Source organism: Alkalihalophilus marmarensis DSM 21297, assembly GCF_000474275.2.
Taxonomy (GTDB): domain Bacteria; phylum Bacillota; class Bacilli; order Bacillales; family Bacillaceae_D; genus Alkalihalophilus; species Alkalihalophilus marmarensis.
This window is the reverse complement of record NZ_ATAE01000035.1, coordinates 91,282-116,080: the sequence shown is the minus strand read 5'-3', so window position 1 is coordinate 116,080 and position 24,799 is coordinate 91,282. Positions and strand designations below refer to the sequence as shown.

The window sequence follows — 24,799 nt, the reverse complement described above, 5'->3', positions numbered from 1 at the left end:
TAGGAGAAAGGGTTAAGAGGAGAAGTGGATGAAGAAACTGATTGATTATTTAATCTTGACAGTTGGTGCGATCATCGTTGCGGCTGGCTTAGAGCTCATATTAGCTCCTAATAGTCTTGTCGATGGCGGGGTCACAGCTCTTGCTATAATGGGTAACTATTTATTTGGAGTGCCTATTTGGCTGATTTATTTCGCACTGAATATACCTGCTTTATTATTTTGCGGAAAGTATATGGGTAAGCGTTTCATCATTCGCACGTTATATGCAAACGCTGTAACTTCTATTGCCTTATCTCTTTTAGCTCCGATGCAAGCCATTACATCGTCTGAAGTGCTGATTGTTTTATATGGAGGGCTTATGCTTGGATTAGGAGTAGGACTCGTCGTTAAGGCAGGAGGAGCAGTAGACGGAACAGAAATGATTGCCGTCTGGGCTCAAAGGAAGTTTCATATACCTATCAGCACCTTCTTATTAGCTGTAAATGCGGTAATTTTAACAGGAGCAGCATTTGTTTTCTCTCTTGAGCAAGCCATGTTCAGTGTAGCTGTATTTTATATTGTTTCTAAGTTAATTGATTTTGTTCTTGATGGTTTAAATCAAGGGAAATCGGTAATGATTATCTCTGATGCCCCGCATGATGTGGGGGCAAAGCTTATAGAGGAACTAGATGTACAAATTACGTATTTATACGGTCAAGGCGGGTATACAGGGGATGAACGTTTACTCATCTATTGTATAACCAACCGCTTTATGTATCCAAAATTGAAAGAAGTTGTCATGTCAGTTGATTCAAGTGCAGTGATTGAAGCGTCTTATGTAACTGAAACGGCTGGAGTAAAAAAACAAAACTTCTTTGAAGTAAACAGAGAAAACGGAAAGTAAGGCAGGATTTTTAACGTTTATGTGTAATGGTTTAATTGTAATGGTTTAATTGTAATGTTAAAAGGTAAAGGAAAACAAAGAAAACATTTTCTTAAGGAGTGTCATTAAATGAAGGTAAGTTATCATGGCCATTCAGTTGTTCAAGTTGAAGCAAATGGGAAAAAGATTATTATCGATCCATTTATCTCGGGCAATGAGTTAACGGACTTGGATGCAGACAAGCTGGAAGTAGATGTAATCTTATTGACTCATGGCCATAATGACCATGTAGGTGATACAGTTGAGCTTGCAAAAAGGAATGATGCGTTAGTCGTTGCACCTTTTGAACTTGCTACATACTTAGGGTGGAAAGGGGTAAATGTACACCCGATGCATATTGGCGGAGCGCATACCTTTGATTTTGGGACAGTTAAATTAACTCAGGCTTTTCATGGCTCTGCTTATACAGATGAAGAAAAACAAGAGATTATTTATACAGGGATGCCAGCTGGAATTTTACTATCAGCAGAAGGCAAAACGATTTATCATGCGGGAGATACCGCCCTGTTCTCAGATTTGAAATTAATCGGAGAACGGAATATGATTGATCTTGCATTTATTCCAATTGGCGATAATTTCACAATGGGGCCTGAGGATGCAAGTGTGGCGGCTGAATGGCTTCAAGCCAAACAGGTCGTTCCTATTCACTTTAATACATTCCCTGTTATTGAACAGGACCCACACGAGTTTGCTGATAACCTATCAGGTAAAAAAGGAAAAGTGTTAGAAGTGGGAGAGTCAATCGACGTATAAGTATTTATAGGACCGAACAAGAGAATGCTCTTGTTCGGTCTTTTTTTATGTCGATGGACATATATGTACTAGTAAAAGAAAAACGAGGAGGGACTTTGTTGAAGCAGAGACTTATCATCAGTCTACTAGTTGCTAGCACATTATTAATTTACAGTTTTGGGTATCTCCCTTTTCAAGAAAGTGGCATGGCAGGAATTTTTGCTTGGAGCTGGCTAGCCTTTAGTTTTCTTGTTATCGGCGGAAATATCTACGGACTGTTATCACAATTCAGCAAGCCTGTTCAGCTGAAAAAGAGCCAAGCTGTGTCAAGAGGCAAGCAAGTCAAAGTAAGAGGTTAATGAAGATAGCCTTGATACTGTATTCTATCAGCCGTATAATAGGACTAGTACAGTTACCCAATTACATGTTGGTACAGCTGATTAGAATGAATGTGTGGAGGCTATCATGGCTACAAAGCATGAGCAAATTTTAGAATACATTTCAAATTTAGAAGTAGGCGAGAAAATTTCAGTCCGCCAAATTGCCAAAGCGCTTCAGGTAAGCGAGGGGACAGCTTATCGTGCAATTAAAGAAGCTGAAAATCAAAGTTTAGTAAGTACGATTGAGCGTGTAGGAACCATTCGTATTGAAAAGAAGAAAAAAGAAAATATTGAAAAGTTAACATATGCTGAAATTGTAAATATTGTTGATGGACAAGTTTTAGGCGGTAAAGACGGACTGCATAAAACCCTTAACCGTTTTGTGATTGGGGCTATGAAGTTAGATGCGATGATGCGTTATGTAGAGGCTGGAAACTTATTAATCGTAGGAAATCGTTATCAAGGTCACAAGCTTGCCCTTGAAGCAGGCGCAGCTGTATTAATAACAGGCGGCTTTGATACGAGTGAAGAAGTTATACAGCTCGCTGATGAATTGAATCTCCCTATTATCACAACAAGTTATGACACCTTCACAGTGGCTGCGATGATTAACCGGGCTATCTATGATCAACTCATCAAAAAAGAGATTATCCTCGTCGATGATATTCTCATTCCACTGCAGGATACATATTATATGACAACAGCAAATGCAGTGGAGAAATGGCATGAGTTGAATTCGAAAACAGGTCACAGCAGATATCCTGTTATTGATGAACATATGCGTATTCAAGGGATGGTTGCTGCAAAAGACGTATTAGGGGCAACAAAGCAAACACCGATCGAGAAGGTTATGACGAAAAATCCCATTACAGTAAATGAACGGACATCGGTGGCATCAGTTGCACATGTAATGGTGTGGGAAGGCATTGAGTTATTGCCAGTTATCGATAGCCAGCGCCGCTTAATTGGAGTCATCAGCCGTCAAGACGTATTAAAAGCGCTGCAGATGATTCAAAGGCAGCCTCATGTGGGTGAAACCATTGAAGATACGGTTACAAGCCGCATAGAAGAGCAGATGATAGATTCTGATTATGCGTATGAGTGTGAAGTGACACCGCAAATGACAAATCAGCTTGGTACGATCTCATATGGGGTTATGACGACTCTAGTGACAGAAGCCGGCAGCCGAATTATGCGTAAATATAAAAAAGGTGATCTGGTTGTTGAGAATATTACGTTATATTTCATTAAACCTGTTCAAATTGAAAGCCGTATAGTAATCCAGCCTAGAGTGCTAGAAATCGGCCGTAAACACGGTAAAATTGATGTAGAGATGTTTCATGAGGGAGAAATAGTAGGTAAGGCTCTTATGATGGCGCAATTAATTGAATAAACCAAAAGGCCAGGTAACATAACGTTACCTGGCCTTTTTTGCATTTATTTATTATCTAGCTGCGGAATATAATGACGGTATGCTTTATAGCCTAAAACAACATTAGCTATACCTAAAATAAGAAACACAATCCCTACTACCACATCGACCGTACTGCGTGGAGCGATCAAGAGATTAATACTGATTGCGACCAAGAAAAAGCCGATTGAAATGTTTGCCTTCGTTTGGTAAATACGCTTCAAAAGACCTTCAGGAGTTTTCCATGTTTTAACTTTATTATAAATAAAAAAGACCGCAGAAAAGACAATAATAATTGTCATCACTTTATCCATGCTACAACTTCCTCCCCTATATGCTATATTTATTGTAGCGTGAGTTAACGTGAATTGCTAGTGAACGAACAATGAACGCGTATAATGAACGGGTCTAATAAACGCGTCTCATCAAGTCTTATTGATGAGCGAGATGAAAGAAAGCTGTATTTTAATCTTAATGACCAGAAAAGAGGAGTACTATGAATTACATACATAAGATACTAGACGAAGTAGAAAAAGCAGGAACAATTATTATTCATCGTCATGAAAGACCTGACCCAGATGCATTAGGATCTCAATTAGGGCTTAAAGAAATATTAACACAGGCTTATCATGATAAAACTGTTTATGCTGTAGGGGAAACGGAGCCATCACTTAGCTTCTTAGGAGAAATGGATGACATTCTTGACGATGTGTATGATGGGGCGCTTGTGATTGTATGTGATACAGCGAACACAGATCGAATAAGTGATAAGCGCTACAAAAATGGCGCTGCCATTATAAAGATTGATCATCATCCGAACGAAGAGCCGTATGGAGATATCGTATGGGTCGACACCAATGCAAGTTCAACGAGTGAAATGATCGTAATGCTGCTTGATGCAGCAAAAGAGCGAGGGCTCGACCTTAACTCTGAAGCCGCACTTCTGTTGTATGCAGGTATTGTTGGTGATACTGGGCGTTTCCGCTATAACAATACTACACCGCAAACGATGCAATTAACGAGTCGATTGATTGAAGCAGGCTTTGATCAAAATCAATTTTACAGCCAGCTTCATAAACGAGACCTGAAGATTACTAGGCTTGAGGGGTATGTGCTGCAGCACTTTGAAATCGTTGATGGAATGGTAGGTGTAATGAAGCTTACAAAAGAAGTGATGGAACAATTTGACGTCACATCGAGTGAATCCTCTCAATTAGTCAATTGCTTCTCAGATGTGGAAGGTCTTAGAACATGGGTATTTTTTGTAGAGGACGATGAAAAAATTCGAGTAAGACTCCGCTCACGAGGGCCGGTTATCAACACCATTGCACAAGAGCATCAAGGCGGAGGACACCCGATGGCAGCTGGCGCTTCGGCATATTCTTGGGAAGAGACTGATGAAGTAATTCAAAAGCTGGTATTAGCATGTAAAAATGAAAAAAGCGTGTGAGTTCAACTCCACGCTTTTTTAGTTATCAAGTATAAAGAAACTAAGATTTTGCTGCTCCCTTATCTCCTGGGATAAACCATGAACCCACTTCTGTTACGTCTTCATGAACGGCAATGCCTTCTTTGGCTAATTGCTTTCGGATTAATTCAGAAACTTCCTTCGTCTCAGCAAATGCTGATAAGCCAGCTTTAATTTTGTCGACCTTTTTCTGAGCCATCGCTTTGCGATCTAGGACCATTTCTTTACCAGTTACATCCATACTAACAGCCTCCTTCATATTTAAATAGTGACGTGTTGAATTACTATCAGTATACAATAAAGAAGGAAATTTAGTTGTTAAATACGGAAATGTTCTCAAAACTGTTAAAGTTATGACCTAGGCGGGATGATTTTAGCATAGATTTTTAACGTTGTATGAAGGTGCAGCCGCTCTATTTCCAACTGAAAGCGGTGATCCCCGACTTCAAATAATTTGTTTTCAATGGTACGGATCATTAAATCTTCTGTTTCAGATACAGAGGCAATGTTCTTTCGCTCAAGAAAAGCCAGTTCTTCTAAGGCTTGCTGCTGTAATTCAAATAAGGTTAATTGGTTTAGGCGCAGCCGCTGAGTATTGGTGAAATGAATTTCAATTTTTTGTACCGTTAGCTTACGTGCATTTTCTTCATTTTCCTCTTTCTGCTGACTTCGCAGTTCTTCAATCGTTCTCGTTTGGCTTTGAATGGTTACTTCTTGTTCTGATAATTTAACCATCAGCTCTTCATAAATTAAGCCATACTGATAAAGGAAGAACACCCATCCAATTAATACACCGATCACGATCCCTGCAAAAAAACGCTGCCATCCCGGTCGTTTATAATAAGGTGGGATTCTCATAACGGTAATTGCTCACCACCAACAATCCATTGAATTAATTTTGTGCCGGTCTGTGCTCCGCATAGAGCAGCGAAGATAAGAAATAATGTTCGATATATATCATCGTGTGTCCCGTTAAACAGGCCGCGCTCAATATTTGTTATGACATCAAAGGTTCCCCCAATTGCAGCGACAATCGCCCAAATCTTTAAGCTGCCAGCTAAATTGTACATAACCGACAGAGGCGGCTTGCCGATTAGAAATGCTCCAATTCCACCTATAATTGCACCGCCGACAATGACACCAAATGCGACAAAATAATCAATAATTAAATTTGCGAGAAGGTCACGATCCATATTGCTTTCCCACATCCTTTATCAGGTTGTCCTGACCATTTTATATACTATATAAATGAGGAATACGTTTTATGCTTGATCTGGTTAAATTACTAAAAGCGAATGGGCTGACTAGATGAGTAGAAAATAGACATCGTTAAATAAAAATGCAAAGCTATGGTGTCTTAAATCGAATGCGTACTATAATAAAGAAGATAAATGAAACAAGATTATATAGGAGTTTTAGTTCGTTAAGAAAGAGAGAAGGTGAAACGGTGAACTTGCTTCATACAAATGTTTATAGTGAATACAGTTTGCTTTCCTCGACTAATCGGATTAAGGAGCTGGTGAGTAAAGCAAAAGAGACAGGTTTCACTGCGCTTGCATTAACAGACAAAGGGAATATGTTTGCGGCCGTCCCTTTCTATAAAGCCTGCTTGGAAACGGGGATCAAACCTGTAATAGGTTTAGAGATACCTATTAAAGACAATGAGCACAGCGGTTCATTAAGACTGCTAGCTAAAAATACAACAGGATATAAGAGCTTATTAAAGATTTCGACCCTTCTTCAAACAGAGGACAACCTACGTGCTGGATTAGCACCTGATGACTTGCGTTCGCGTATTAATGATTGTCTCATTATTATTCCTTATGACAGTCCGATGCATCAATTGATCAAGGCAGGAGAGGTAGAAGCAGCAAAAGAATGGTGTGTGCGCTGGATCACCCGTTCTAAAAAAGAGGATTGGTATATCGACCTTGCTGGAAATGCTGATAGAGAAAGTCACCATTGGGAAGCTGTTTCCCAATTTGCTTCTCGTTATAACTTGAAACTATGCGGGTCTAACCCTGTTCGATTTACAAGTAAGGAGAATTATGAAGCTTATGCGGCAGTTAGAGCGATACGTGAGGGGAAAACGATTCACCTTCAGGACGAGGGACACGCTGAAAGGTCATTTTATTTAAAGAGTAAAGAAGAGTTAAAGCAATCATTTTCGCCTGTTCCTGCTGCTTTAAGCGGGTTAGGAGAAATCGTTGAACAATGCAATATTACGATCGATTTAGACCGGCGTTATTTACCTGCCTATCCTTTTACAAAGAGTGAGCCTGCAAAAGAAGTGCTGAAAAAAGCATGCTTAGAGGGTGCTAACAAGAGGTTCAACCACACCATCACTGATGAAGTAAGAAGAAGGCTTGAAAAAGAATTAGCAGTCATTGACCAAATGGGATTCAATGATTACTTTTTAATCGTTGCAGATTTTATGCAGCATGCAAGAAAACGAAACATGATGACAGGACCGGGGCGGGGTTCTGCTGCAGGGTCTTTGACAGCTTATGTGTTATATATAACAGATGTAAATCCGCTGAAATACGATCTCTTATTTGAACGATTTCTTAATCCAGAACGAATTTCACTCCCAGATATTGATATTGATTTCCCAGATCATAGAAGAGATGAGGTTATTCAATATGTACAGGAAAAATACGGCCCGGATCATGTGGCGCAAATTGCTACGTTTGGTACGCTGGCAGCCAGGGCTGCGATAAGAGATACAGGAAAGGCACTCTCTTGTGACTCTTTTTTAATTGAAAAGGTTGCGAAACTCATCCCTTCAACACCTGGAATTACAATTAAAAAAGCAATGGAACAAGAGAGAGGATTACAACAAATAAGAAATGATTCAGAGGATGCAAACAAACTTCTCTCGATTGCAGAATCAATCGAAGGTCTGATGAGACATGTGTCTACTCACGCAGCAGGTGTCGTGATAAGTCCTGTTCCATTAACAGAGCTTGTCGCTTTGCAAAAAGGGCAAGGACCCGTTCGGTTGACGCAAGCAACAATGGGTATTGTAGAGGATATTGGGTTAGTGAAATTTGATTTTCTCGGATTACGTAATTTAACTTTGCTAGAGCGAGTTCTTTCTATTATAGAACAGGAATCAGGAAGAAGGGTGGATATTCATTCCATTCCTTGGGATGATGTGAAAACCTATGAACTTTTAGCAAATGGTGATACAACAGGAGTATTTCAGCTAGAGTCTCAGGGGATGAGAAGAGTCCTGCGCTCGCTTATGCCGACAGAATTTGAAGATATCGTGGCAGTTAATGCGCTCTACCGGCCGGGTCCGATGGATTATATTCAAGTGTATATTAACGGGAAACATAAGAAAGCCCCCATTAATGATATACATGAGGAATTAACTCCAATCCTTGGAAAAACATATGGCGTCATTGTTTATCAAGAACAAATTATGCAAATTGCCGTTAAAATGGCTGACTTTTCATTAGCCCGTGCTGACTTATTGAGACGAGCAATTAGTAAAAAAAACAAAACTGATTTAGAAAAAAGCCGTGGAGATTTTCTAAAAGGTGCCAAAGAAAAAGGATATAACGAAGACATAGCGAATAAAGTATTTCAACTCATTGAACGATTTGCGAATTATGGGTTTAATAGAAGTCATGCTGTTGCATACAGTATGATCAGTTATCAACTCGCCTATTTGAAAGCCCATTTTCCGACTGCCTTTTATACAGCTTTACTATCGAGTGTATGGAATACCCCAGAAAAGCTGACGGAATTACTTCAAGAGACTAAAAAGAGGAAGATTGACATCATGCCTCCAAGTATCTCGAAAAGTGGTTTGTTGTTTACTCTTGAAGACCATGGACACACTGTTCGCTTTGGCCTTCTGCCGGTTAGTCATGTAGGGGTGCAGGCGGCAAAGCATATCATTGATACAGCCAGAGAGGCGCCATATAAAGATTTATTTGATTACTGTGTGAGAGTTAATCAGCGCATCGTTAATCGGCGCGCTACTGAAAATTTAATCAAAGCTGGGGCCATGGATGAATGGGGGGAAGATCGTGCGACCCTCTTATATAACCTTGATCAAGCGTATTCTTTTGCTGAGAAAGTACTATCTTTTCAAGATGAAATGGCTGGATTGTTTACGTTAGATATTGAAACCCCTCAGTATGAACACGTTGACCCTTTATCTCTGCAAGAAAAGCTTTCTTTTGAACAAGAAGCTCTTGGTGTCTATGTATCGGGGCATCCGATAGAGCAAGTAAGCGATGTGTTAGCTAAATATCAGCGTGTGCTAATCGCAGATATGATTCAAGACCAAAAAGGTCAGGAACGTAAACGATTGAGAATTGCGGGCATGGTGTCTAGCTTGAAAAAAATTACGACAAAAAAAGGAGATCCAATGGCCTTTTTGGAGGCTGCAGACGAATCTGGGCATTGTGAAGTGGTTGTTTTCCCAGATGTGTGGAAACAATACGGAACGATGATAAGAGAAGGTGAGCTTCTTTTCATGGAAGGGGCATTTGATCAAACACGTGACAAGCCTCAATTCCTCCTAAAAAGAAGTGTACTTATTCAATCGATTGTCGCTGCATCTCGTAAAGAGAAGGTGCTGTACCTTAAATTAAAAGATCAATCGCAGCTGCCGGATGTAAAGAAACTGTTGATAGGCGATGAAGGGGCCACAAAAGTCATCACCTATTTGGAGAAGGAGAGACAAACAATACAGATGCAGCCTGTTTATGAGGTGGGGCCGAGCGAAGAGTGCATGAATCATTTAATGGAACTGCTTGGCAGGGAGCAAGTTGTGTTGAAATAACGCAGCTCCCGTTTACACGATATGATAAATGAACCATATGAATAAGCGGTCTTAGATAAGGGCTCGTAAAGGCTTTCAAGTAATTACCCCCTTGTTGATCGATTTAGTTTTGTTTATAATTAAGAATGATTTTGGTGGTCAGACCAATTTTCTGTTCTGTCGATCATGAAATTGGACAAGTGATAAAAATAAAAAAAACGGTCTTGCTGCCGAACTAAAAGGAGAGTGTCTGTTGTGCCAACAACAAGAGAGGAAGCGCTGCATATGCATCGCGCTAACCAAGGGAAATTAGAATCAAAATCAAAGGTGCCTGTAAAAAATGCTCGGGATCTAAGCCTTGCTTACTCACCAGGTGTTGCAGAGCCTTGTAAAGAGATTTTTGAAGATGTTGAATCCGTTTATGAATATACAATGAAAGGTAATATGGTTGCGGTAGTAAGTAACGGTACAGCGGTGCTTGGACTTGGAAATATTGGTCCTGAAGCTTCACTTCCTGTTATGGAAGGTAAAGCAGTACTATTTAAATCTTTCGCAGGCGTAGATGCGTTCCCTATTTGCCTGCGCTCAACAGATGTCGATACGATTGTTGAGACAGTGAAATTAATGGAGCCGACTTTTGGCGGCGTGAACTTAGAAGATATCGCGGCACCGAGCTGCTTTGAAATTGAAGAACGTCTTAAAAAAGAAGCAAATATCCCTGTTTTCCATGACGACCAACATGGGACAGCAATCGTAACGCTTGCTGGTTTAATTAATGCGTTAAAGATTACAGGCAAGAAAATGTCTGAGATTAAAGTTGTTGCAAATGGCGCTGGATCAGCTGGGATTGCCATCATTAAATTGATGCAGCGTATGGGTGTCCGCGACATTATTATGTGTGACTCTAAAGGTGCTATTTTTGATGGCCGCTCTCACGGAATGAACGATGTGAAAGCTGAAGTAGCTAAATTTACTAATCGTGACCGCCTAGAAGGCAGTCTTGCAGATGTAATTAAAGGAGCAGATGTATTTATTGGTGTATCTGTTGCTGGTGCTTTAACTGAAGAGATGATTCAAACAATGAATGCAGACCCTGTTATTTTTGCAATGGCTAACCCAGTTCCAGAAATTATGCCTGAAAATGCTAAAGCTGCAGGTGCAAAAGTCATTGGAACAGGACGTTCTGACTTCCCGAACCAAGTAAACAACGTCTTAGCATTCCCAGGTATTTTCCGCGGAGCGCTGGATGTTCGTGCTACACATATTAACGAAGAAATGAAAGTAGCAGCGGTATATGCTATTGCTGATTTAGTAGCAGAAGCAGACCTGTCATCAGATTATGTCATTCCAGCTCCATTTGACCCGCGTGTAGCTCCAGCTGTAGCTGCAGCTGTGGCGAAAACGGCGATGGAAACAGGCGTAGCACGTTTAAAAGTTGACCCTGAACAAGTGGCTGAGAAAACTCGTCAGCTTGCTGTAATTGGTCAAGACTAAAAAGGTAGTTGAAAATGAGGAGAGGTTGACTCATGTCACTCCATCAGCCAAAAATCTACATTGAGATTATTAATAAAATCAATGAGATTATGGAAGAGGATAATTTAAAACAAGGTGATCGTCTCCCCTCAGAGCGCGAGTTGAGCGACCGGCTTAATGTCGGTCGCTCCTCTGTGCGTGAGGCTCTTCGGGCACTAGAATTATTAGATTTGATCGAAACCAGAAGAGGAGAGGGGACATTTTTAAAGCCAGTAAATAGTCACCGCCTTGTGAACATCATTCTTTCATTTTTATTAAAAGAGGAAAGTGCTAAGCAGGATTTAACTGAAACTAGGCGAATTGTAGAACTAGAAGCGACACGTTTAGCATTTGGAAGAATGACTCCTGAGACGCTTTGCAAACTCAGGTCTTTAATTGATCAGTCTAGGGAAGAATGGGAGCATGGTGATTTCCCGGTTGATGAAGATTATTTGTTTCATAAAACAATTGTAGAAGCTTGCGGGAACAGGCTGCTGCTTAACATCTGGGTTTCATTGGTTGAGTATAACAAAGTAGCAATCAGAGAATCTCTCAAACGAGAAGGACGTCCTGAGGCTTCCATTTGTGAACATGAAGCCATTTATCAAGCGTTAGTTGACCAGAGGTTAGAAGATGCACTCGATGCGTTGCGCAATCACCTGGAAAATAGTCGTTTTTAATTAAGTTAATAAGGTTGTACTATTTTAGGACAAGTGATCATATGCTCTAAAAAATATGGCTCCGAAGCTAGTGAGGTGCTGAGATGCTTAAGGATTTATTCACTAAAAAGAAACGATATGCAACGATTCCGTCAGAGCGTGCAAAGCAAGAAGTACCAGAAGGCTTAATGACGAAATGTCCGTCATGTCGTACCATCATGTATACAAAAGAGTTAAAGAAAAATTTAAATGTATGTGCTTCATGCGGTCATCATCATCGTATGAGTGCTTATGAGAGAATGGAAAGCTTGTTTGATGAAGGCAGCTTTGTTGAATACGACAAAGATATGATTGGGAAGAATCCGCTTGATTTCCCAACGTATGAAGAAAAACTTGAAGCGGACCGAGTAAAAACAAACCTGAACGAAGCCGTGGTTACTGGCGAGGGAGACGTTAATGGGTTTCCTGCAGTCATTGCAGTAATGGATGCACGTTTTCGGATGGGAAGCATGGGTTCTGTCGTAGGTGAGAAGATCACTAGGGCGATCGAAGCAGCTATTGAAAAAGACTATCCTTTCTTATTGTTCTCAGCCTCAGGTGGAGCTCGTATGCAGGAAGGTGTACTTAGCTTAATGCAAATGGCTAAAACAAGTGCGGCCCTTCAAAAGCTACATCGTAATGGCGGTTTGTTTATTTCAATTATGACGCACCCAACTACTGGAGGGGTATCTGCAAGTTTTGCTTCCCTTGGTGATTATAATTTTGCTGAACCAGGTGCGTTAATTGGGTTTGCCGGCAGAAGAATTATTGAACAAACGATTCGCCAAGAGCTTCCAGATGATTTCCAAACTGCTGAATTCCTATTGAAACATGGACAGCTTGATCGTGTTGTGTCTCGTAAAGAAATGAAAAAAGTCCTTACGACTATATTAGATATTCATCAACATGCATAAGGAGGTGTAGAAAATGGCAAGTGAACTAGGTTTTGAAAAGCCGATTGTTGAATTAAGAGACAAGATTACAGAACTTAAAGCGTTTACAAGTGAAAAAGAGATTGATTTAAGTGATGAAATCGAGAAGCTTGAGAAAAGACTTCAACAATTAGAAAAAGATATTTACGGCAATCTTCAGCCATGGGAACGTGTTCAAATAGCAAGGCATAGCGACCGTCCAACTACCCTTGATTACATTGAACATTTATTTACAGATTTCCTGGAAATGCATGGGGACCGCTTATATGGAGATGACGCTGCTATTGTCGGCGGGATTGCAAAATATCACGGGAAGCCAGTTACAGTCATTGGACACCAAAGAGGAAAAGATACGAAAGAAAATATTCGCCGAAATTTCGGAATGCCTCATCCTGAAGGCTACCGCAAAGCGCTTCGTTTGATGAAACAAGCAGAAAAGTTCAATCGTCCAATTGTGTGCTTTATTGATACAAAAGGTGCATACCCTGGTATGGCAGCAGAGGAAAGAGGCCAAAGTGAAGCGATTGCAAGAAACTTGCTTGAAATGGCTGGTTTGACTGTGCCTGTGATTTGCATTGTCATCGGTGAAGGCGGAAGCGGTGGAGCATTGGCACTTGGAGTAGGAGATCGTATTTTCATGCTCGAGAATTCTACTTACTCTGTTATTTCACCAGAAGGAGCAGCGGCGCTTCTATGGAAAGATGCGACTCTTGCCCAAAAAGCAGCTGAAACGATGAAGATTACAGCACCTGATCTTAAGGAATTAGGGATCATCGATGGAATTATCCGTGAAGCAAAAGGCGGGGCTCACCGAGATGTGAAAAGCCAAGCAGAAGCAATGGATCAGATGCTGCGTGAATCACTAGGAGATTTGGAAAAATTATCAAAAGATGAGCTGGTGAATACACGTTATCAAAAATACAAAAAAATCGGACAATTTACGTTTGTAAACGATACCATTGGCGTAGAATAAGGTAAAGTGCTTTCTGGTTAATAGAAAGCACTTTTTGTTTTGGAAGCATCTGTATTGTGTTCAGTTGATTTAAGTGGTATTTTTTTAAAATGAGAGCATGATAATAGGTGGAAAGCACGAAGAATGTAGGTTTGGCACCTTGTAAAAAAAGGGATTGTCAATTTAAGGTCTCTTTTAGATATATAAATTTGACGCTTGATGGAGGGAGTATTCATGAAACGAATTGGAGTATTAACAAGTGGTGGAGATTCACCGGGAATGAATGCCGCGATCCGTGCGGTTGTCCGTAAAGCAATCTATCATGATTTAGAAGTGTATGGAATTTCTTACGGATATGCAGGTCTAATTGCTGGTGATATTCGTAAAATGGAACTTGGTTCAGTAGGTGATATTATTCATCGCGGCGGGACTATGCTCTACACTGCACGCTGTGAAGAGTTTAAAACTCTTGAAGGTCAGAAAAAAGGAATTGAACAACTTAAGAAATTTGGGATCGAAGGGCTTGTAGTAATCGGCGGCGACGGTTCTTACCGTGGTGCTCAAAAACTGACAGAACATGGCTTCCCAACGATTGGTGTTCCTGGTACGATTGATAATGATATTCCTGGTACGGACTATACAATCGGATTTGATACTGCATTGAATACAGTTATTGATGCCATCGATAAAATTCGTGATACGGCGACTTCGCATGAGCGTACCTATGTCATTGAAGTAATGGGTCGTCATGCTGGAGACCTTGCTTTATGGTCAGGGCTTGCTGATGGAGCAGAAACGATTGTTATTCCAGAAGCAGATTACGATATGAATCAAATCATCAGTCGTCTAGAACGTGGACAAGAGCGCGGCAAGAAGCACAGTATCATTATCGTTGCAGAGGGTGCAGGCAGCGGTATGGACTTTGGTAAACGTATTAGCGATGCTACAAAGATGGAAACACGTGTAACCGTTCTTGGTCATATTCAGCGAGGCGGATCTCCAACAGGGGCAGATCGTGTGCTTGCTAGCCGTTTAGGAGCGAAAGCTGTCGATCTTCTGCTTGAGGGAGAAGCAGGTCGTACAGTAGGAATTCAAAATAATAAATTAGTCCATCATGACATCAATGAAGTACTAGCACAGCCGCATTCCGTCGATCTTGACATGTACAAGCTTTCACAAGAACTTTCCATTTAACCCCAAAAATAGACTCTAGATAGTAGATCAGCAATTACAGGAGGCAGAATATGCGTAAAACGAAAATTGTATGTACGATTGGTCCAGCGAGTGAGCAGATTGATACGTTGGTTGAATTAATAGAATCTGGAATGAACGTTGCAAGATTAAACTTTTCTCACGGTGATTTTGAAGAACATGGTGCGAGAATTGAGAACATCCGTGAAGCGAGTAAGCGCACAGGCAAAACAGTAGCGATCTTACTTGATACGAAAGGTCCTGAAATTCGCACACAGACACTAGAAGGCGGCGTTGCTGAATTAAAAGCAGGTCAAAGCCTTGTTGTCTCAATGGAAGAAGTAGTAGGCAATACAGAGAAGATTTCAATTACATACCCTGGACTTGTTCAAGATGTGCATCCGGGTTCAAAAATCTTGCTTGATGACGGCCTGATTGGATTAGAGGTTGTAGAAGTTAGAGAGAAAGAAATTGAAACAAAAGTTTTAAACAGCGGTACTCTTAAAAACAAAAAAGGTGTCAACGTACCTAATGTAAGTGTGAAACTTCCTGGTATCACTGAAAAAGATACGGCTGATATTAAATTTGGTATTGAACAAGGGGTAGACTTTATTGCCGCTTCATTTGTACGCCGTGCATCTGATGTGCTTGAGATTCGTGAACTTCTTGAGCAGAATCAAGCAATTGATATCCAAATTATCCCTAAGATTGAAAACCAAGAAGGTGTCGACAATATCGATGAAATCCTTGAAGTATCTGATGGATTAATGGTTGCTCGCGGAGATTTAGGTGTGGAAATTCCAGCAGAAGAAGTTCCGCTTGTACAAAAAGAATTAATTAAAAAATGTAATGCAGTAGCAAAACCTGTTATTACAGCTACACAAATGCTTGATTCTATGCAGCGCAATCCTCGTCCGACTCGTGCTGAGGCGAGTGATGTGGCAAATGCTATTTTTGATGGTACAGACGCGATTATGCTTTCAGGGGAAACAGCAGCTGGTGATTATCCTGTAGAAGCTGTGCAGACAATGAATAACATTGCTGCTCGTACAGAACAAGCACTAAACTATCAAGCAATTCTTTCTAAGCATACAAAAGAAACGCGTCCTTCGATTACAAGTGCAATCAGCCAGTCTGTAGCTCATGCTGCATTTAATTTGAATGCATCAGCTATACTCACAGCTACAGAGAGTGGTTACACAGCTCGTGTCGTAGCTAAATACCGTCCAGAGTCTCCAATCATTGCGGTGACAAGCAATGAGCGTGTTATGCGCACATTAAGCCTAGTATGGGGTGTATTCCCGCTAATGGGACAAACAGCTCAAACAACAGATGAAATGCTCGATACAACGGTAAATACGGCCGTACAAGCTGGTCAAATTGGTCAAGGAGATCTTGTTGTTATTACGGCGGGTGTTCCTGTAGGAGAAACTGGCACGACGAACTTGATGAAAGTACATGTAATTGGAGAAGTTGTGGCTAAAGGTCAAGGGATTGGCCGTCGTTCAGCTTCAGGTAAAGTAGTCGTAGCTCAAAATGCGCAAGAAGCAAATGAAAAGGTAAAAGAAGGTTCTATTCTTGTCACGTACAGCACAGATAAAGACATGATCCCTGCCTTTGAAAAGGCAGCAGCTGTTATTACAGAAGAAGGCGGTTTAACGTCTCACGCTGCAGTAGTCGGTTTAAGTCTAAGCACACCTGTGATTGTTGGTGTGGTTAATGCACTTGATCTATTCAAAGATGGTGAAGAGATTACAGTAGACGGCGCACGTGGTGACATTTACAGAGGACATGCAAGTGTATTATAATAAGATTTAGGGAGAAGGGATTTTTCCTTCTCTCTTTTTTTATCACATGTGTTTTGGGTGCATGACTTATAAATAAAGGAGAGAACGATGTTTAGAATCCTCTTATTACTAATTATTATCGTTCCTGCCCTAGAAATTGCCGTGCTTATTCTATCTGGGAATACGATCGGTGTGTGGCCTACCATTGCTCTTATCATTTTAACAGGAGTACTCGGGGCATGGCTTGCCAAAAAAGAAGGGCTTCAAGCGATTCGAGTAGCTCAGCTTCAAGCGAGTCAAGGTCAGCTGCCTAGCAGTGTCATGCTTGATGGTATTTGTATTCTCATTGGGGGAGTTGTTCTTTTAACCCCGGGATTTATTACAGATGCAATAGGGTTCTTTCTGCTAATACCAGCAACTCGCGGGATTGCAAAAGGCTTCCTGCTCTCGATCTTTAATAAAATGATCAAAAATGGGAATTTTATAATTATGTCTAGACGATAACCACAGCATATAAGCTGTGGTTTTTATTTTCATCTCACAATGCAGTATTTCCCAGCTTGTAGCAAAAGCGTGAAACATGGCGGAATTTTCAAAACTATGATATGATAAAGTAGAATTGCTAAGGAGGAAGGTTGGGTACAAACTTGTTTTCACAAGCAACGTTATTTATGCTGATTCTACTTGCCGTTGCCCTTCTTGCTAAAAACCAATCTCTATTAGTTGCTGTTGGATTCTTGCTTATTATAAAATGGGTAGGACTTGGCGATAAATTATTTCCAATTTTCCAACAAAAGGGGATTAATATAGGAGTCACTGTTATAACGATAGCGGTTTTAACGCCGATTGTTACAGGTGACATTGGTTTTAAACAACTTGGCGAAGCAGTGCGGTCTTCCTATGCGTGGATTGCATTAGCCTCAGGCATTCTTGTTGCACTCATTGCAGCAAGTGGAATTGACCTTTTAAAAAATGATCCTCATATTACAACGGCATTGGTGTTTGGTACGATTTTGGCGGTTGCCCTATTTAATGGAGTCGCAGTAGGTCCCTTAATCGGTGCGGGCATTGCTTATCTAGCGATGAGGGTTGTACAATTCTTTTCAAATTTAGGCGGGTAAGACCGCTGCTGATTAAAACTATCAGAATACTAAATGTAGTGATAGTTTTAAAATGATTCAATTTAATTACTATTTAAACGTTCACAAAAGTGTAAAAAATGTTTATAATGGTGCTTGTGTACATCCTTCCTACATAGCGCACATTTCTTTTTTTAATTGGAAATGTAAGCATTTACCGAAAGATGAAAAAAGATAATTAGGGAAAAGGAGAGATTAACGTGAGTACAACTCGTGGTCTAGAAGGAATTGTTGCAACGACATCAAGTGTCAGTTCAATTATTGAAAGCGTCTTAACCTATCAAGGGTATGATATTGACGATTTAGCAGATAATGCGAGTTTTGAAGAGGTAATTTACCTGCTTTGGAATGGACGTCTTCCTAAAGAAGATGAATTACGTTCATTTACTCAAGAGCTTGCTGATCATGCAGAAATTCCACAAGCAATCATTGATCAGATGAAGTCATATCCAATCAATGAAGTTCATCCGATGGCTGCTCTTCGTACGGCTATTTCAAGTCTCGCATTATTTGATGAAAATGCAGATGTAATGGAAGAAGAAGCGAACAGACTAAAGGCGCTTAAGATCCAAGCACAGATCCCAACAATTGTGACAGCGTTTTCTCGAGTGCGTGAAGGCAAAGAACCAGTAGCTCCTCGCAAGGATTTAGGGTTTGCTGCAAACTTCTTATACATGCTTAATGGTGAAGAGCCGGACGAAATTGCAGTAAATGCATTTAATAAAGCACTTGTTCTGCATGCTGACCATGAGCTTAATGCTTCAACGTTTACTGCACGTGTATGTGTAGCTACTCTTTCTGATGTATATTCTGGAATTACAGCGGCAATCGGCGCTCTTAAAGGTCCTCTTCACGGCGGTGCGAACGAAGCTGTAATGTCTATGCTGATGGAAATTGAACAAGTTGAAAATGTAGAACCATACATTCGCAAAGCATTTGATAATAAAGAAAAGATTATGGGCTTTGGACACCGAGTGTATAAAAACGGTGATCCGCGTGCGAAACATTTACGTGAAATGTCTAAACGTTTAACGGGTATTACAGGCGAATCTAAGTGGTATGATATGTCAATTAAGATTGAAGATATGGTTACTGGCGAAAAAGGATTGCTTCCAAATGTTGATTTTTATTCTGCTAGTGTTTACCATAGTCTTGGGATCAAACATGACTTGTTTACGCCAATCTTCGCTGTCAGCCGTGCATCAGGTTGGTTAGCTCACATTCTAGAGCAATACAGTGACAACCGACTAATCCGTCCACGTGCTGAATATGTAGGACCGGCTAAACAAACATATATTCCAATTGAACAGCGCTAATTTCAGCGTAACAAGGAGCTTTTATCTCCTTGTACATACGTAATAAGCGGACAAGGTCATATTTGTCAAAAAGAAAGACAGCTTTATCAATCTAGGGAGGTAATGTAACATGGCAAACGGAGATGTAATTAAGGTAGATAACGGGGTACTTGATGTCCCTAATAACCCAATTGTTCCTTATATCGAAGGTGACGGAATTGGTCCTGATATTTGGGCAGCAGCTTCACGTGTAATGGATGCTGCAGTTGAGAAAGCTTATAATGGCGAAAAGAAAATCGTTTGGAAAGAAATTTTAGCTGGTGAAAAAGCATTCAACGAAACTGGAAGCTGGTTACCGGATGAAACTCTTGATGCGGTTCGCAAGTACATGATCGCAATTAAAGGCCCTCTTACAACACCAGTAGGCGGCGGAATTCGTTCGCTTAACGTTGCATTACGTCAAGAGTTAGATTTGTACGTATGTCTACGTCCAGTACGTTACTTTGAAGGAGTTCCATCTCCTGTTAAACGTCCTGAAGATACGAACATGGTTATCTTCCGTGAGAACTCAGAAGATATCTATGCTGGAATTGAGTATCAAGAAGGTTCTGATGAAGTAAAGAAATTAATTAAATTCCTTCGTGAAGAGATGGGAGCTAGCAAGATCCGTTTCCCTGAAACATCTGGTATTGGTATTAAGCCTGTATCACAAGAAGGTACAGACCGACTGGTTCGTGCGGCTATTCAATATGCAATTGATGAAGGCCGTAAGAGTGTAACACTAGTTCATAAAGGAAACATCATGAAGTACACAGAAGGTGCTTTCAAGAACTGGGGTTATGAAGTAGCTGAGCGTGAATTTGGAGATAAAGTATTCACTTGGGCTCAATATGACAAGATTGTTGAAGCAGAAGGTAAAGACGCTGCAGATAAAGCTCAAGCTGATGCAGAAGCTGCTGGCAAAATCATTGTAAAAGATTCAATTGCTGATATCTTCTTACAACAAATCTTAACTCGTCCAAAAGAGTTCGACGTAGTAGCTACAATGAACTTAAATGGTGATTACATTTCTGATGCCCTTGCTGCACAAGTTGGCGGTATTGGAATTGCTCCTGGAGCAAACATCAATTACGATACTGGTCATGCAATCTTTGAAGCAACACACGGTACAGCACCTAAGTATGCTGGACTTGATAAAGTAAACCCATCTTCTGTTCTTCTATCTGGTGAGCTTATGCTTCGTCACTTAGGCTGGAACGAAGCTGCTGACTTAATCATGGCTTCTATGGATAAAACAATTGCAAGTAAAGTAGTAACATATGACTTTGCTCGTCTAATGGACGGTGCAACTGAAGTGAAATGTTCAGGCTTTGCTGATGAGTTAATAAAAAATCTTTAAGATCATAAAACATTTATGAATTCAAAAAGTCCTTATTTAGGGCTTTTTGAATTCTTTGTATCTAAGGGTAAAATGATATAAACTTAATTTATGGAATAAATCGTTTCACTATCATAACTGGGAGTTGATGAAGATGGCAATTAAGCGTAGAAAGATTTCAGTTATCGGTGCAGGTTTTACCGGCGCCACTACAGCATTAATGGTCGCTCAAAAAGAGCTTGGCGATGTTGTATTAGTGGACATCCCTCAATTAGAGGGGCCGACTAAAGGGAAAGCATTAGATATGCTTGAATCAACGCCTGTACAAGGTGTGGACTCAAACATTATCGGCACATCAAGCTATGAAGATACGAAGGATTCAGATGTTGTCGTGATCACTGCTGGGATTGCTCGTAAGCCAGGGATGAGCCGTGACGATTTAGTCAGCACTAATGCCGGTATTATGAAAGCTGTAACGAAAGAAGTAGTCAAACACTCGCCAAACTGCTATATTATCGTTTTAACGAACCCAGCAGATGCTATGACGTATACTGTGTATAAAGAATCAGGATTTCCTAAAAACCGTGTAATCGGTCAATCTGGTGTTCTTGATACGGCTCGTTTCCGCACGTTTGTTGCACAAGAATTAAATTTATCAGTTGAAGATATTACTGGTTTTGTTCTTGGCGGCCACGGAGATGATATGGTCCCTCTAATCCGTTACTCAGCAGCTGGAGGAGTACCGTTAGAGAAATTGATTCCAAAAGAGCGTATTGATGAGATTGTTGAACGTACACGTAAGGGCGGCGGTGAAATCGTTGGCTTATTAGGAAATGGCAGCGCGTATTATGCACCTGCAGCTTCACTTGCTCAAATGGTTGAGGCGATCTTAAAAGATAAGAAGCGTGTTATTCCTACAATTGCTTACCTTGAAGGCGAGTATGGATATGAAGATTTATATGCCGGTGTGCCGACGATTCTAGGCGGCGACGGTATTGAAAAAGTAATTGAACTTGATTTAACAGATGAAGAAAAATCTGCTCTAGAAAAATCAGTAGAGTCTATTCGCAATGTAATGCAGGCTCTGCCAAACGATTGATACAGTGAAGTATGCCTTATGGACCTGATGTTCATAAGGCTTTTTTATTTGCTCAATTCCTTTTAACCAGTGAAAAAACTAAACGAGTAAAATAGAAAAGAATGATGAAATGTGAAAGAACTTTGGTATACTAACTATGAAAAGGGATGAGTACATAAGTAAGACGTTTTTGAAGCCGTTTAATATAAGATCTACATAAGGTAGAGTGTGGAGGGTAACAAAATGGCACAAAGAATTTTAGTAGTAGATGATGAAGAATCGATTGCAACACTATTGCAATTTAATTTAGAGCAGTCAGGGTTTGAAGTGACTGTCGCATCAGATGGAGAAGAAGGATTAGCACTTGCTAAGGATGAACCTTTTGATCTGTTGATACTTGATTTAATGTTACCTAAAATTGATGGCTTAGATATTTGTAAGCAGCTAAGACAAAATAAAAAGATGACGCCTATTCTCATGCTGACAGCCAAAGACGATGAGTTCGATAAAGTATTGGGACTTGAGCTTGGGGCGGATGATTATATGACGAAGCCCTTTAGTCCAAGAGAAGTAGTGGCTAGAGTCCGAGCGATCTTAAGACGTTCCGCTCAACTCTCAGAGACAAGTGAGGCGGCTAATAATGAAGAAAACGGCCGTGTCATAAAAATTGGTGATGTGGAGATTTTCCCTGAAAATTATGAAGTTCTCGTTCATAAAAAAGCGTTAGAACTGACTCCAAAAGAATTTGAACTATTTCTTTATTTAGCTAATCATAAGGGCAGGGTGCTGACGAGAGACCAATTATTAAATGCAGTATGGAACTATGAGTTTGTGGGTGATACAAGAATAGTGGATGTTCATATCAGCCATCTGAGAGAAAAAATTGAACCGAACACGAAAAAACCAGTGTACATTAAAACAGTGAGGGGCCTAGGCTATAAATTAGAAGAGCCGCAGCTTCATGCATAAGCTTAAATTCAGGCTTGTCTTTGCGATCCTAAGCGTTACGTTGCTTGTGATGGCAAGCTTAGGATTAGTGATTGGACAAGTATATAAAAATATATATGAAAATCATCTAACAGATCGACTAATGAAAGAAGCTGAGCTTGCTGCTTTTACAATTGAATCTCATTCAGAAGAAGCGATTGATGAACAGCAGCTGGCGCTCAGGATGAGTGAAAGGCTCGATGCCCGGGTCACAATCATTGCAGCAGATGGAACTGTTCTAGGGGAGTCAGCAACCGATCCAGAGGATATGGATAATCATGCAGACCGGCCTGAAATCAGGGAAGTCCGTGAAGGTAAAAATGGAACAGAGATGCGGTACAGTGATACGATTGGACAAGAGCTGTTATATTATGCTGTTCCTTATCAAGTAGATGCTGAGCAATCTGGATATGTAAGACTTGGTCTTGCGACACAGACGATTGCTAAGTTGAATGAAACTATTTGGACAATCCTCATTGTCAGCTTTACTGTTGCGTTTATTGTAATTGGTGCGATTACGTACCGTATAGCTAATGAAATGATCAGACCAATTGAAAATGCTTCAGAAGTAGCGATTGAACTTGCAGAAGGTAATTTTAAAGCGAGAACATTTGAAGGGAAACAGGATGAAGTCGGACAGCTGACTCGTTCTATGAATGTTCTCGCTTATAATCTTGAACAAATAACAAAACGTCACGAAGCGCAGCAAGAGAGACTCGAGACGTTAATAAACAATATGGGTAGCGGACTTATTTTCATCAATACAAGAGGGGATATTTCGCTGATTAACCAAAAATGTCACGAGATCTTTGAGGAAAATACAGATAAGTGGCTCAATCAGCTGTACCATGAAGTATTCAAGTCCAAAGAGTTAATCAAAATTGTGCAAACAATATTTATAACCGAAAAAAGACATCGAGAACAGATACAACTTGTGACCGGAATTGATACAAAGCACTTTGATATTCAGGCAGCTCCTATTTTGAGCGAAATGGGTATGGTAAAAGGAATTGTACTTGTCCTCCATGATATAACAGAACTAAAAAAATTAGAGCAGGTGCGAAAAGACTTCGTAGCAAATGTATCACATGAATTAAAGACGCCGGTTACCTCAATCAAAGGATTTTCAGAAACACTGCTTGATGGCGCTATGGCTGATCCTGCTTATATGGAAAAGTTTCTAACGATTATCCATAAAGAGAGCGAAAGGCTGCAAAGTTTGATTCAAGACTTACTCGAGCTTTCAAAATTAGAACAACATTATTTTCGTTTGAATTGGGGTAGGGCTGAGTTAACAAAAATTGTTCAAGATGCAGTTGAGTTATTAAGGCCAAAGGCTGAGGCAAAAGAAATTGCTATTTCACTGCATGCAGCCTCTTCAGTAGAAATGGACGGGGACTCAGAACGACTGAAACAAGTGGCGATTAATTTAATCAGCAATGCGATAACCTATACTCCGAACCATGGGGAAATTAATGTCTCAGTCACACAGGATCATCAATCAATCTTATTTACTGTTTCAGATAATGGAATTGGGATAGAATCAAGTGAACTGCCGCGAATATTTGAAAGGTTTTACCGCGTAGATCGGGCACGGAGCAGAAACTCTGGAGGGACAGGTCTAGGTCTTGCGATTGTTAAACATTTAGTAGAAGCACATAACGGAAAGCTTTCAGTTGAAAGTGAGCTTGGTCATGGAACGACGTTCACCATTCATTTTATGAAAGATCAGATGATAGATCAAGAGAAGCAGTGAGAACCTAGCTTCATGGGATAGAATAGAAAAAGAAAATTTTACAATATATTTACATTCTATTCATTAATGCTTAATGAAGATCATCTACAATGATTAGTGAACGGTTTCATCAATACGGGCAAACGTTAGGTGCTCATCCCATCTATATGTTTGTTCACGTTGATTTACATCCCCTTAAAAAGACGAAAGCACCCCCTTAGCTTTCGTCTTTTCCCATTCCTGTACATCCTCCTAAACGTACAAAATTCACCAACATTTTATCAATATTTACAATTTTTCCTGCATGTTAGAGAGAATCTATACTATAATAGTAAGGGATTTTCTAACATTATAGAATCAATCGTATAAAATCTATCGTTCTTTTTTCATAGGATTTGAATCTTTTTGGAAAGTCATCTCGT

General features: G+C 40.2%; 23 protein-coding genes. 19 read left to right on the top strand and 4 right to left on the bottom strand.

The window, feature by feature from the left end:
- The first annotated feature begins 28 nt into the window (after positions 1-28).
- The 4 genes from A33I_RS13195 to A33I_RS13180 all read left to right on the top strand — a co-directional run bounded on the left by A33I_RS13195 (position 29) and on the right by A33I_RS13180 (position 3,427).
- Positions 29-883, top strand: a complete 855-nt coding sequence (locus tag A33I_RS13195) for a YitT family protein (RefSeq protein ID WP_022628841.1) — start codon at positions 29-31, stop codon at positions 881-883.
- Positions 884-991: 108 nt separating this feature from the next.
- Positions 992-1,675, top strand: a complete 684-nt coding sequence (locus A33I_RS13190; protein ID WP_022628840.1) for a metal-dependent hydrolase — start codon at positions 992-994, stop codon at positions 1,673-1,675.
- A 98-nt stretch (positions 1,676-1,773) separates the two neighbouring features.
- Complete coding sequence (locus A33I_RS13185; protein ID WP_012960032.1) at positions 1,774-2,013, top strand: hypothetical protein; 240 nt, start codon at positions 1,774-1,776, stop codon at positions 2,011-2,013.
- Positions 2,014-2,119: 106 nt separating this feature from the next.
- Positions 2,120-3,427 (top strand): CBS domain-containing protein, encoded by a 1,308-nt coding sequence (locus A33I_RS13180; RefSeq protein ID WP_012960031.1) that lies wholly within the window; start codon positions 2,120-2,122, stop codon positions 3,425-3,427.
- 44 nt (positions 3,428-3,471) lie between these two features.
- Here A33I_RS13180 and A33I_RS13175 read toward each other — a convergent pair whose 3' ends face one another.
- Entirely contained in the window at positions 3,472-3,759 is a 288-nt protein-coding gene (locus A33I_RS13175; RefSeq protein WP_012960030.1) for a YtpI family protein, read from the bottom strand.
- 182 nt (positions 3,760-3,941) lie between these two features.
- Between A33I_RS13175 and A33I_RS13170 the strand changes: the two genes are divergently transcribed.
- Complete coding sequence (locus A33I_RS13170; RefSeq protein ID WP_022628839.1) at positions 3,942-4,895, top strand: DHH family phosphoesterase; 954 nt, start codon at positions 3,942-3,944, stop codon at positions 4,893-4,895.
- 40 nt (positions 4,896-4,935) lie between these two features.
- Here the strand turns inward: A33I_RS13170 and A33I_RS13165 are convergent, their stop codons facing one another.
- The 3 genes from A33I_RS13165 to ytrH form a co-directional block, all read right to left on the bottom strand.
- Complete coding sequence (locus A33I_RS13165; RefSeq protein WP_012960028.1) at positions 4,936-5,154, bottom strand: YtzJ family protein; 219 nt, start codon at positions 5,152-5,154, stop codon at positions 4,936-4,938.
- Positions 5,155-5,264: 110 nt separating this feature from the next.
- Entirely contained in the window at positions 5,265-5,771 is a 507-nt protein-coding gene (gene ytrI / locus A33I_RS13160; protein WP_022628838.1) for a sporulation membrane protein YtrI, read from the bottom strand.
- On the bottom strand, positions 5,768-6,106 hold the full coding sequence (gene ytrH, locus A33I_RS13155) for a sporulation membrane protein YtrH (RefSeq protein WP_012960026.1): 339 nt from the start codon (positions 6,104-6,106) through the stop codon (positions 5,768-5,770). Before ytrH ends, ytrI begins: the two co-directional genes overlap by 4 nt.
- Before the next feature lie 254 nt (positions 6,107-6,360).
- Between ytrH and dnaE the strand changes: the two genes are divergently transcribed.
- From dnaE to pnpS, 14 genes are all read left to right on the top strand, one after another.
- Positions 6,361-9,714: a DNA polymerase III subunit alpha gene (gene dnaE / locus A33I_RS13150; RefSeq protein ID WP_022628837.1), complete on the top strand. Its 3,354-nt coding sequence runs from the start codon at positions 6,361-6,363 to the stop codon at positions 9,712-9,714.
- A 234-nt stretch (positions 9,715-9,948) separates the two neighbouring features.
- Positions 9,949-11,187: an NADP-dependent malic enzyme gene (ystJ, locus tag A33I_RS13145; RefSeq protein ID WP_022628836.1), complete on the top strand. Its 1,239-nt coding sequence runs from the start codon at positions 9,949-9,951 to the stop codon at positions 11,185-11,187.
- Between the two features lie 32 nt (positions 11,188-11,219).
- Positions 11,220-11,885, top strand: coding sequence for a FadR/GntR family transcriptional regulator (locus A33I_RS13140; protein ID WP_012960023.1), 666 nt, complete (start codon positions 11,220-11,222; stop codon positions 11,883-11,885).
- An 83-nt stretch (positions 11,886-11,968) separates the two neighbouring features.
- Positions 11,969-12,817, top strand: coding sequence for an acetyl-CoA carboxylase, carboxyltransferase subunit beta (gene accD, locus A33I_RS13135; RefSeq protein ID WP_012960022.1), 849 nt, complete (start codon positions 11,969-11,971; stop codon positions 12,815-12,817).
- Positions 12,818-12,830: 13 nt separating this feature from the next.
- Complete coding sequence (accA, locus tag A33I_RS13130) at positions 12,831-13,808, top strand: acetyl-CoA carboxylase carboxyl transferase subunit alpha (protein WP_012960021.1); 978 nt, start codon at positions 12,831-12,833, stop codon at positions 13,806-13,808.
- A gap of 213 nt (positions 13,809-14,021) precedes the next feature.
- Entirely contained in the window at positions 14,022-14,981 is a 960-nt protein-coding gene (gene pfkA / locus A33I_RS13125; protein WP_022628835.1) for a 6-phosphofructokinase, read from the top strand.
- 50 nt (positions 14,982-15,031) lie between these two features.
- Positions 15,032-16,786 carry a pyruvate kinase gene (pyk, locus tag A33I_RS13120; RefSeq protein WP_022628834.1) on the top strand — a complete coding sequence of 585 codons (1,755 nt, stop codon included), beginning with the start codon at positions 15,032-15,034 and terminating at the stop codon, positions 16,784-16,786.
- Positions 16,787-16,873: 87 nt separating this feature from the next.
- Entirely contained in the window at positions 16,874-17,269 is a 396-nt protein-coding gene (locus A33I_RS13115; RefSeq protein ID WP_012960018.1) for an FxsA family protein, read from the top strand.
- Between the two features lie 143 nt (positions 17,270-17,412).
- Positions 17,413-17,886 (top strand): DUF441 domain-containing protein, encoded by a 474-nt coding sequence (locus A33I_RS13110; protein ID WP_012960017.1) that lies wholly within the window; start codon positions 17,413-17,415, stop codon positions 17,884-17,886.
- Between the two features lie 218 nt (positions 17,887-18,104).
- Positions 18,105-19,220, top strand: a complete 1,116-nt coding sequence (gene citZ, locus A33I_RS13105) for a citrate synthase (protein ID WP_022628832.1) — start codon at positions 18,105-18,107, stop codon at positions 19,218-19,220.
- 109 nt (positions 19,221-19,329) lie between these two features.
- A complete protein-coding gene (gene icd / locus A33I_RS13100) occupies positions 19,330-20,598 on the top strand; it encodes an NADP-dependent isocitrate dehydrogenase (protein ID WP_012960015.1) in 1,269 nt (422 codons plus the stop codon).
- A 133-nt stretch (positions 20,599-20,731) separates the two neighbouring features.
- Positions 20,732-21,676 carry a malate dehydrogenase gene (gene mdh, locus A33I_RS13095; protein ID WP_012960014.1) on the top strand — a complete coding sequence of 315 codons (945 nt, stop codon included), beginning with the start codon at positions 20,732-20,734 and terminating at the stop codon, positions 21,674-21,676.
- A 222-nt stretch (positions 21,677-21,898) separates the two neighbouring features.
- Complete coding sequence (locus A33I_RS13090) at positions 21,899-22,624, top strand: response regulator transcription factor (RefSeq protein WP_012960013.1); 726 nt, start codon at positions 21,899-21,901, stop codon at positions 22,622-22,624.
- Entirely contained in the window at positions 22,617-24,398 is a 1,782-nt protein-coding gene (gene pnpS / locus A33I_RS13085; protein WP_022628831.1) for a two-component system histidine kinase PnpS, read from the top strand. The genes A33I_RS13090 and pnpS overlap by 8 nt, the downstream gene beginning before the upstream one ends.
- Positions 24,399-24,799 lie beyond the last annotated feature (401 nt).

Excerpts from the sequence above, each read along its gene's own strand:
- icd (WP_012960015.1), top strand. The coding sequence starts at position 19,330 with ATGGCAAACGGAGATGTAATTAAGGTAGATAACGGGGTACTTGATGTC.
- A33I_RS13140 (WP_012960023.1), top strand. The coding sequence starts at position 11,220 with ATGTCACTCCATCAGCCAAAAATCTACATTGAGATTATTAATAAAATC.
- A33I_RS13170 (WP_022628839.1), top strand. The coding sequence starts at position 3,942 with ATGAATTACATACATAAGATACTAGACGAAGTAGAAAAAGCAGGAACA.
- ytrI (WP_022628838.1), bottom strand. The coding sequence starts at position 5,771 with ATGAGAATCCCACCTTATTATAAACGACCGGGATGGCAGCGTTTTTTT.
- A33I_RS13190 (WP_022628840.1), top strand. The coding sequence starts at position 992 with ATGAAGGTAAGTTATCATGGCCATTCAGTTGTTCAAGTTGAAGCAAAT.
- accA (WP_012960021.1), top strand. The coding sequence starts at position 12,831 with ATGGCAAGTGAACTAGGTTTTGAAAAGCCGATTGTTGAATTAAGAGAC.
- accD (WP_012960022.1), top strand. The coding sequence starts at position 11,969 with ATGCTTAAGGATTTATTCACTAAAAAGAAACGATATGCAACGATTCCG.
- pfkA (WP_022628835.1), top strand. The coding sequence starts at position 14,022 with ATGAAACGAATTGGAGTATTAACAAGTGGTGGAGATTCACCGGGAATG.
- A33I_RS13165 (WP_012960028.1), bottom strand. The coding sequence starts at position 5,154 with ATGGATGTAACTGGTAAAGAAATGGTCCTAGATCGCAAAGCGATGGCT.
- pnpS (WP_022628831.1), top strand. The coding sequence starts at position 22,617 with ATGCATAAGCTTAAATTCAGGCTTGTCTTTGCGATCCTAAGCGTTACG.
- A33I_RS13175 (WP_012960030.1), bottom strand. The coding sequence starts at position 3,759 with ATGGATAAAGTGATGACAATTATTATTGTCTTTTCTGCGGTCTTTTTT.
- A33I_RS13180 (WP_012960031.1), top strand. The coding sequence starts at position 2,120 with ATGGCTACAAAGCATGAGCAAATTTTAGAATACATTTCAAATTTAGAA.
- A33I_RS13195 (WP_022628841.1), top strand. The coding sequence starts at position 29 with ATGAAGAAACTGATTGATTATTTAATCTTGACAGTTGGTGCGATCATC.
- A33I_RS13115 (WP_012960018.1), top strand. The coding sequence starts at position 16,874 with ATGTTTAGAATCCTCTTATTACTAATTATTATCGTTCCTGCCCTAGAA.
- A33I_RS13090 (WP_012960013.1), top strand. The coding sequence starts at position 21,899 with ATGGCACAAAGAATTTTAGTAGTAGATGATGAAGAATCGATTGCAACA.
- ytrH (WP_012960026.1), bottom strand. The coding sequence starts at position 6,106 with ATGGATCGTGACCTTCTCGCAAATTTAATTATTGATTATTTTGTCGCA.
- pyk (WP_022628834.1), top strand. The coding sequence starts at position 15,032 with ATGCGTAAAACGAAAATTGTATGTACGATTGGTCCAGCGAGTGAGCAG.
- mdh (WP_012960014.1), top strand. The coding sequence starts at position 20,732 with ATGGCAATTAAGCGTAGAAAGATTTCAGTTATCGGTGCAGGTTTTACC.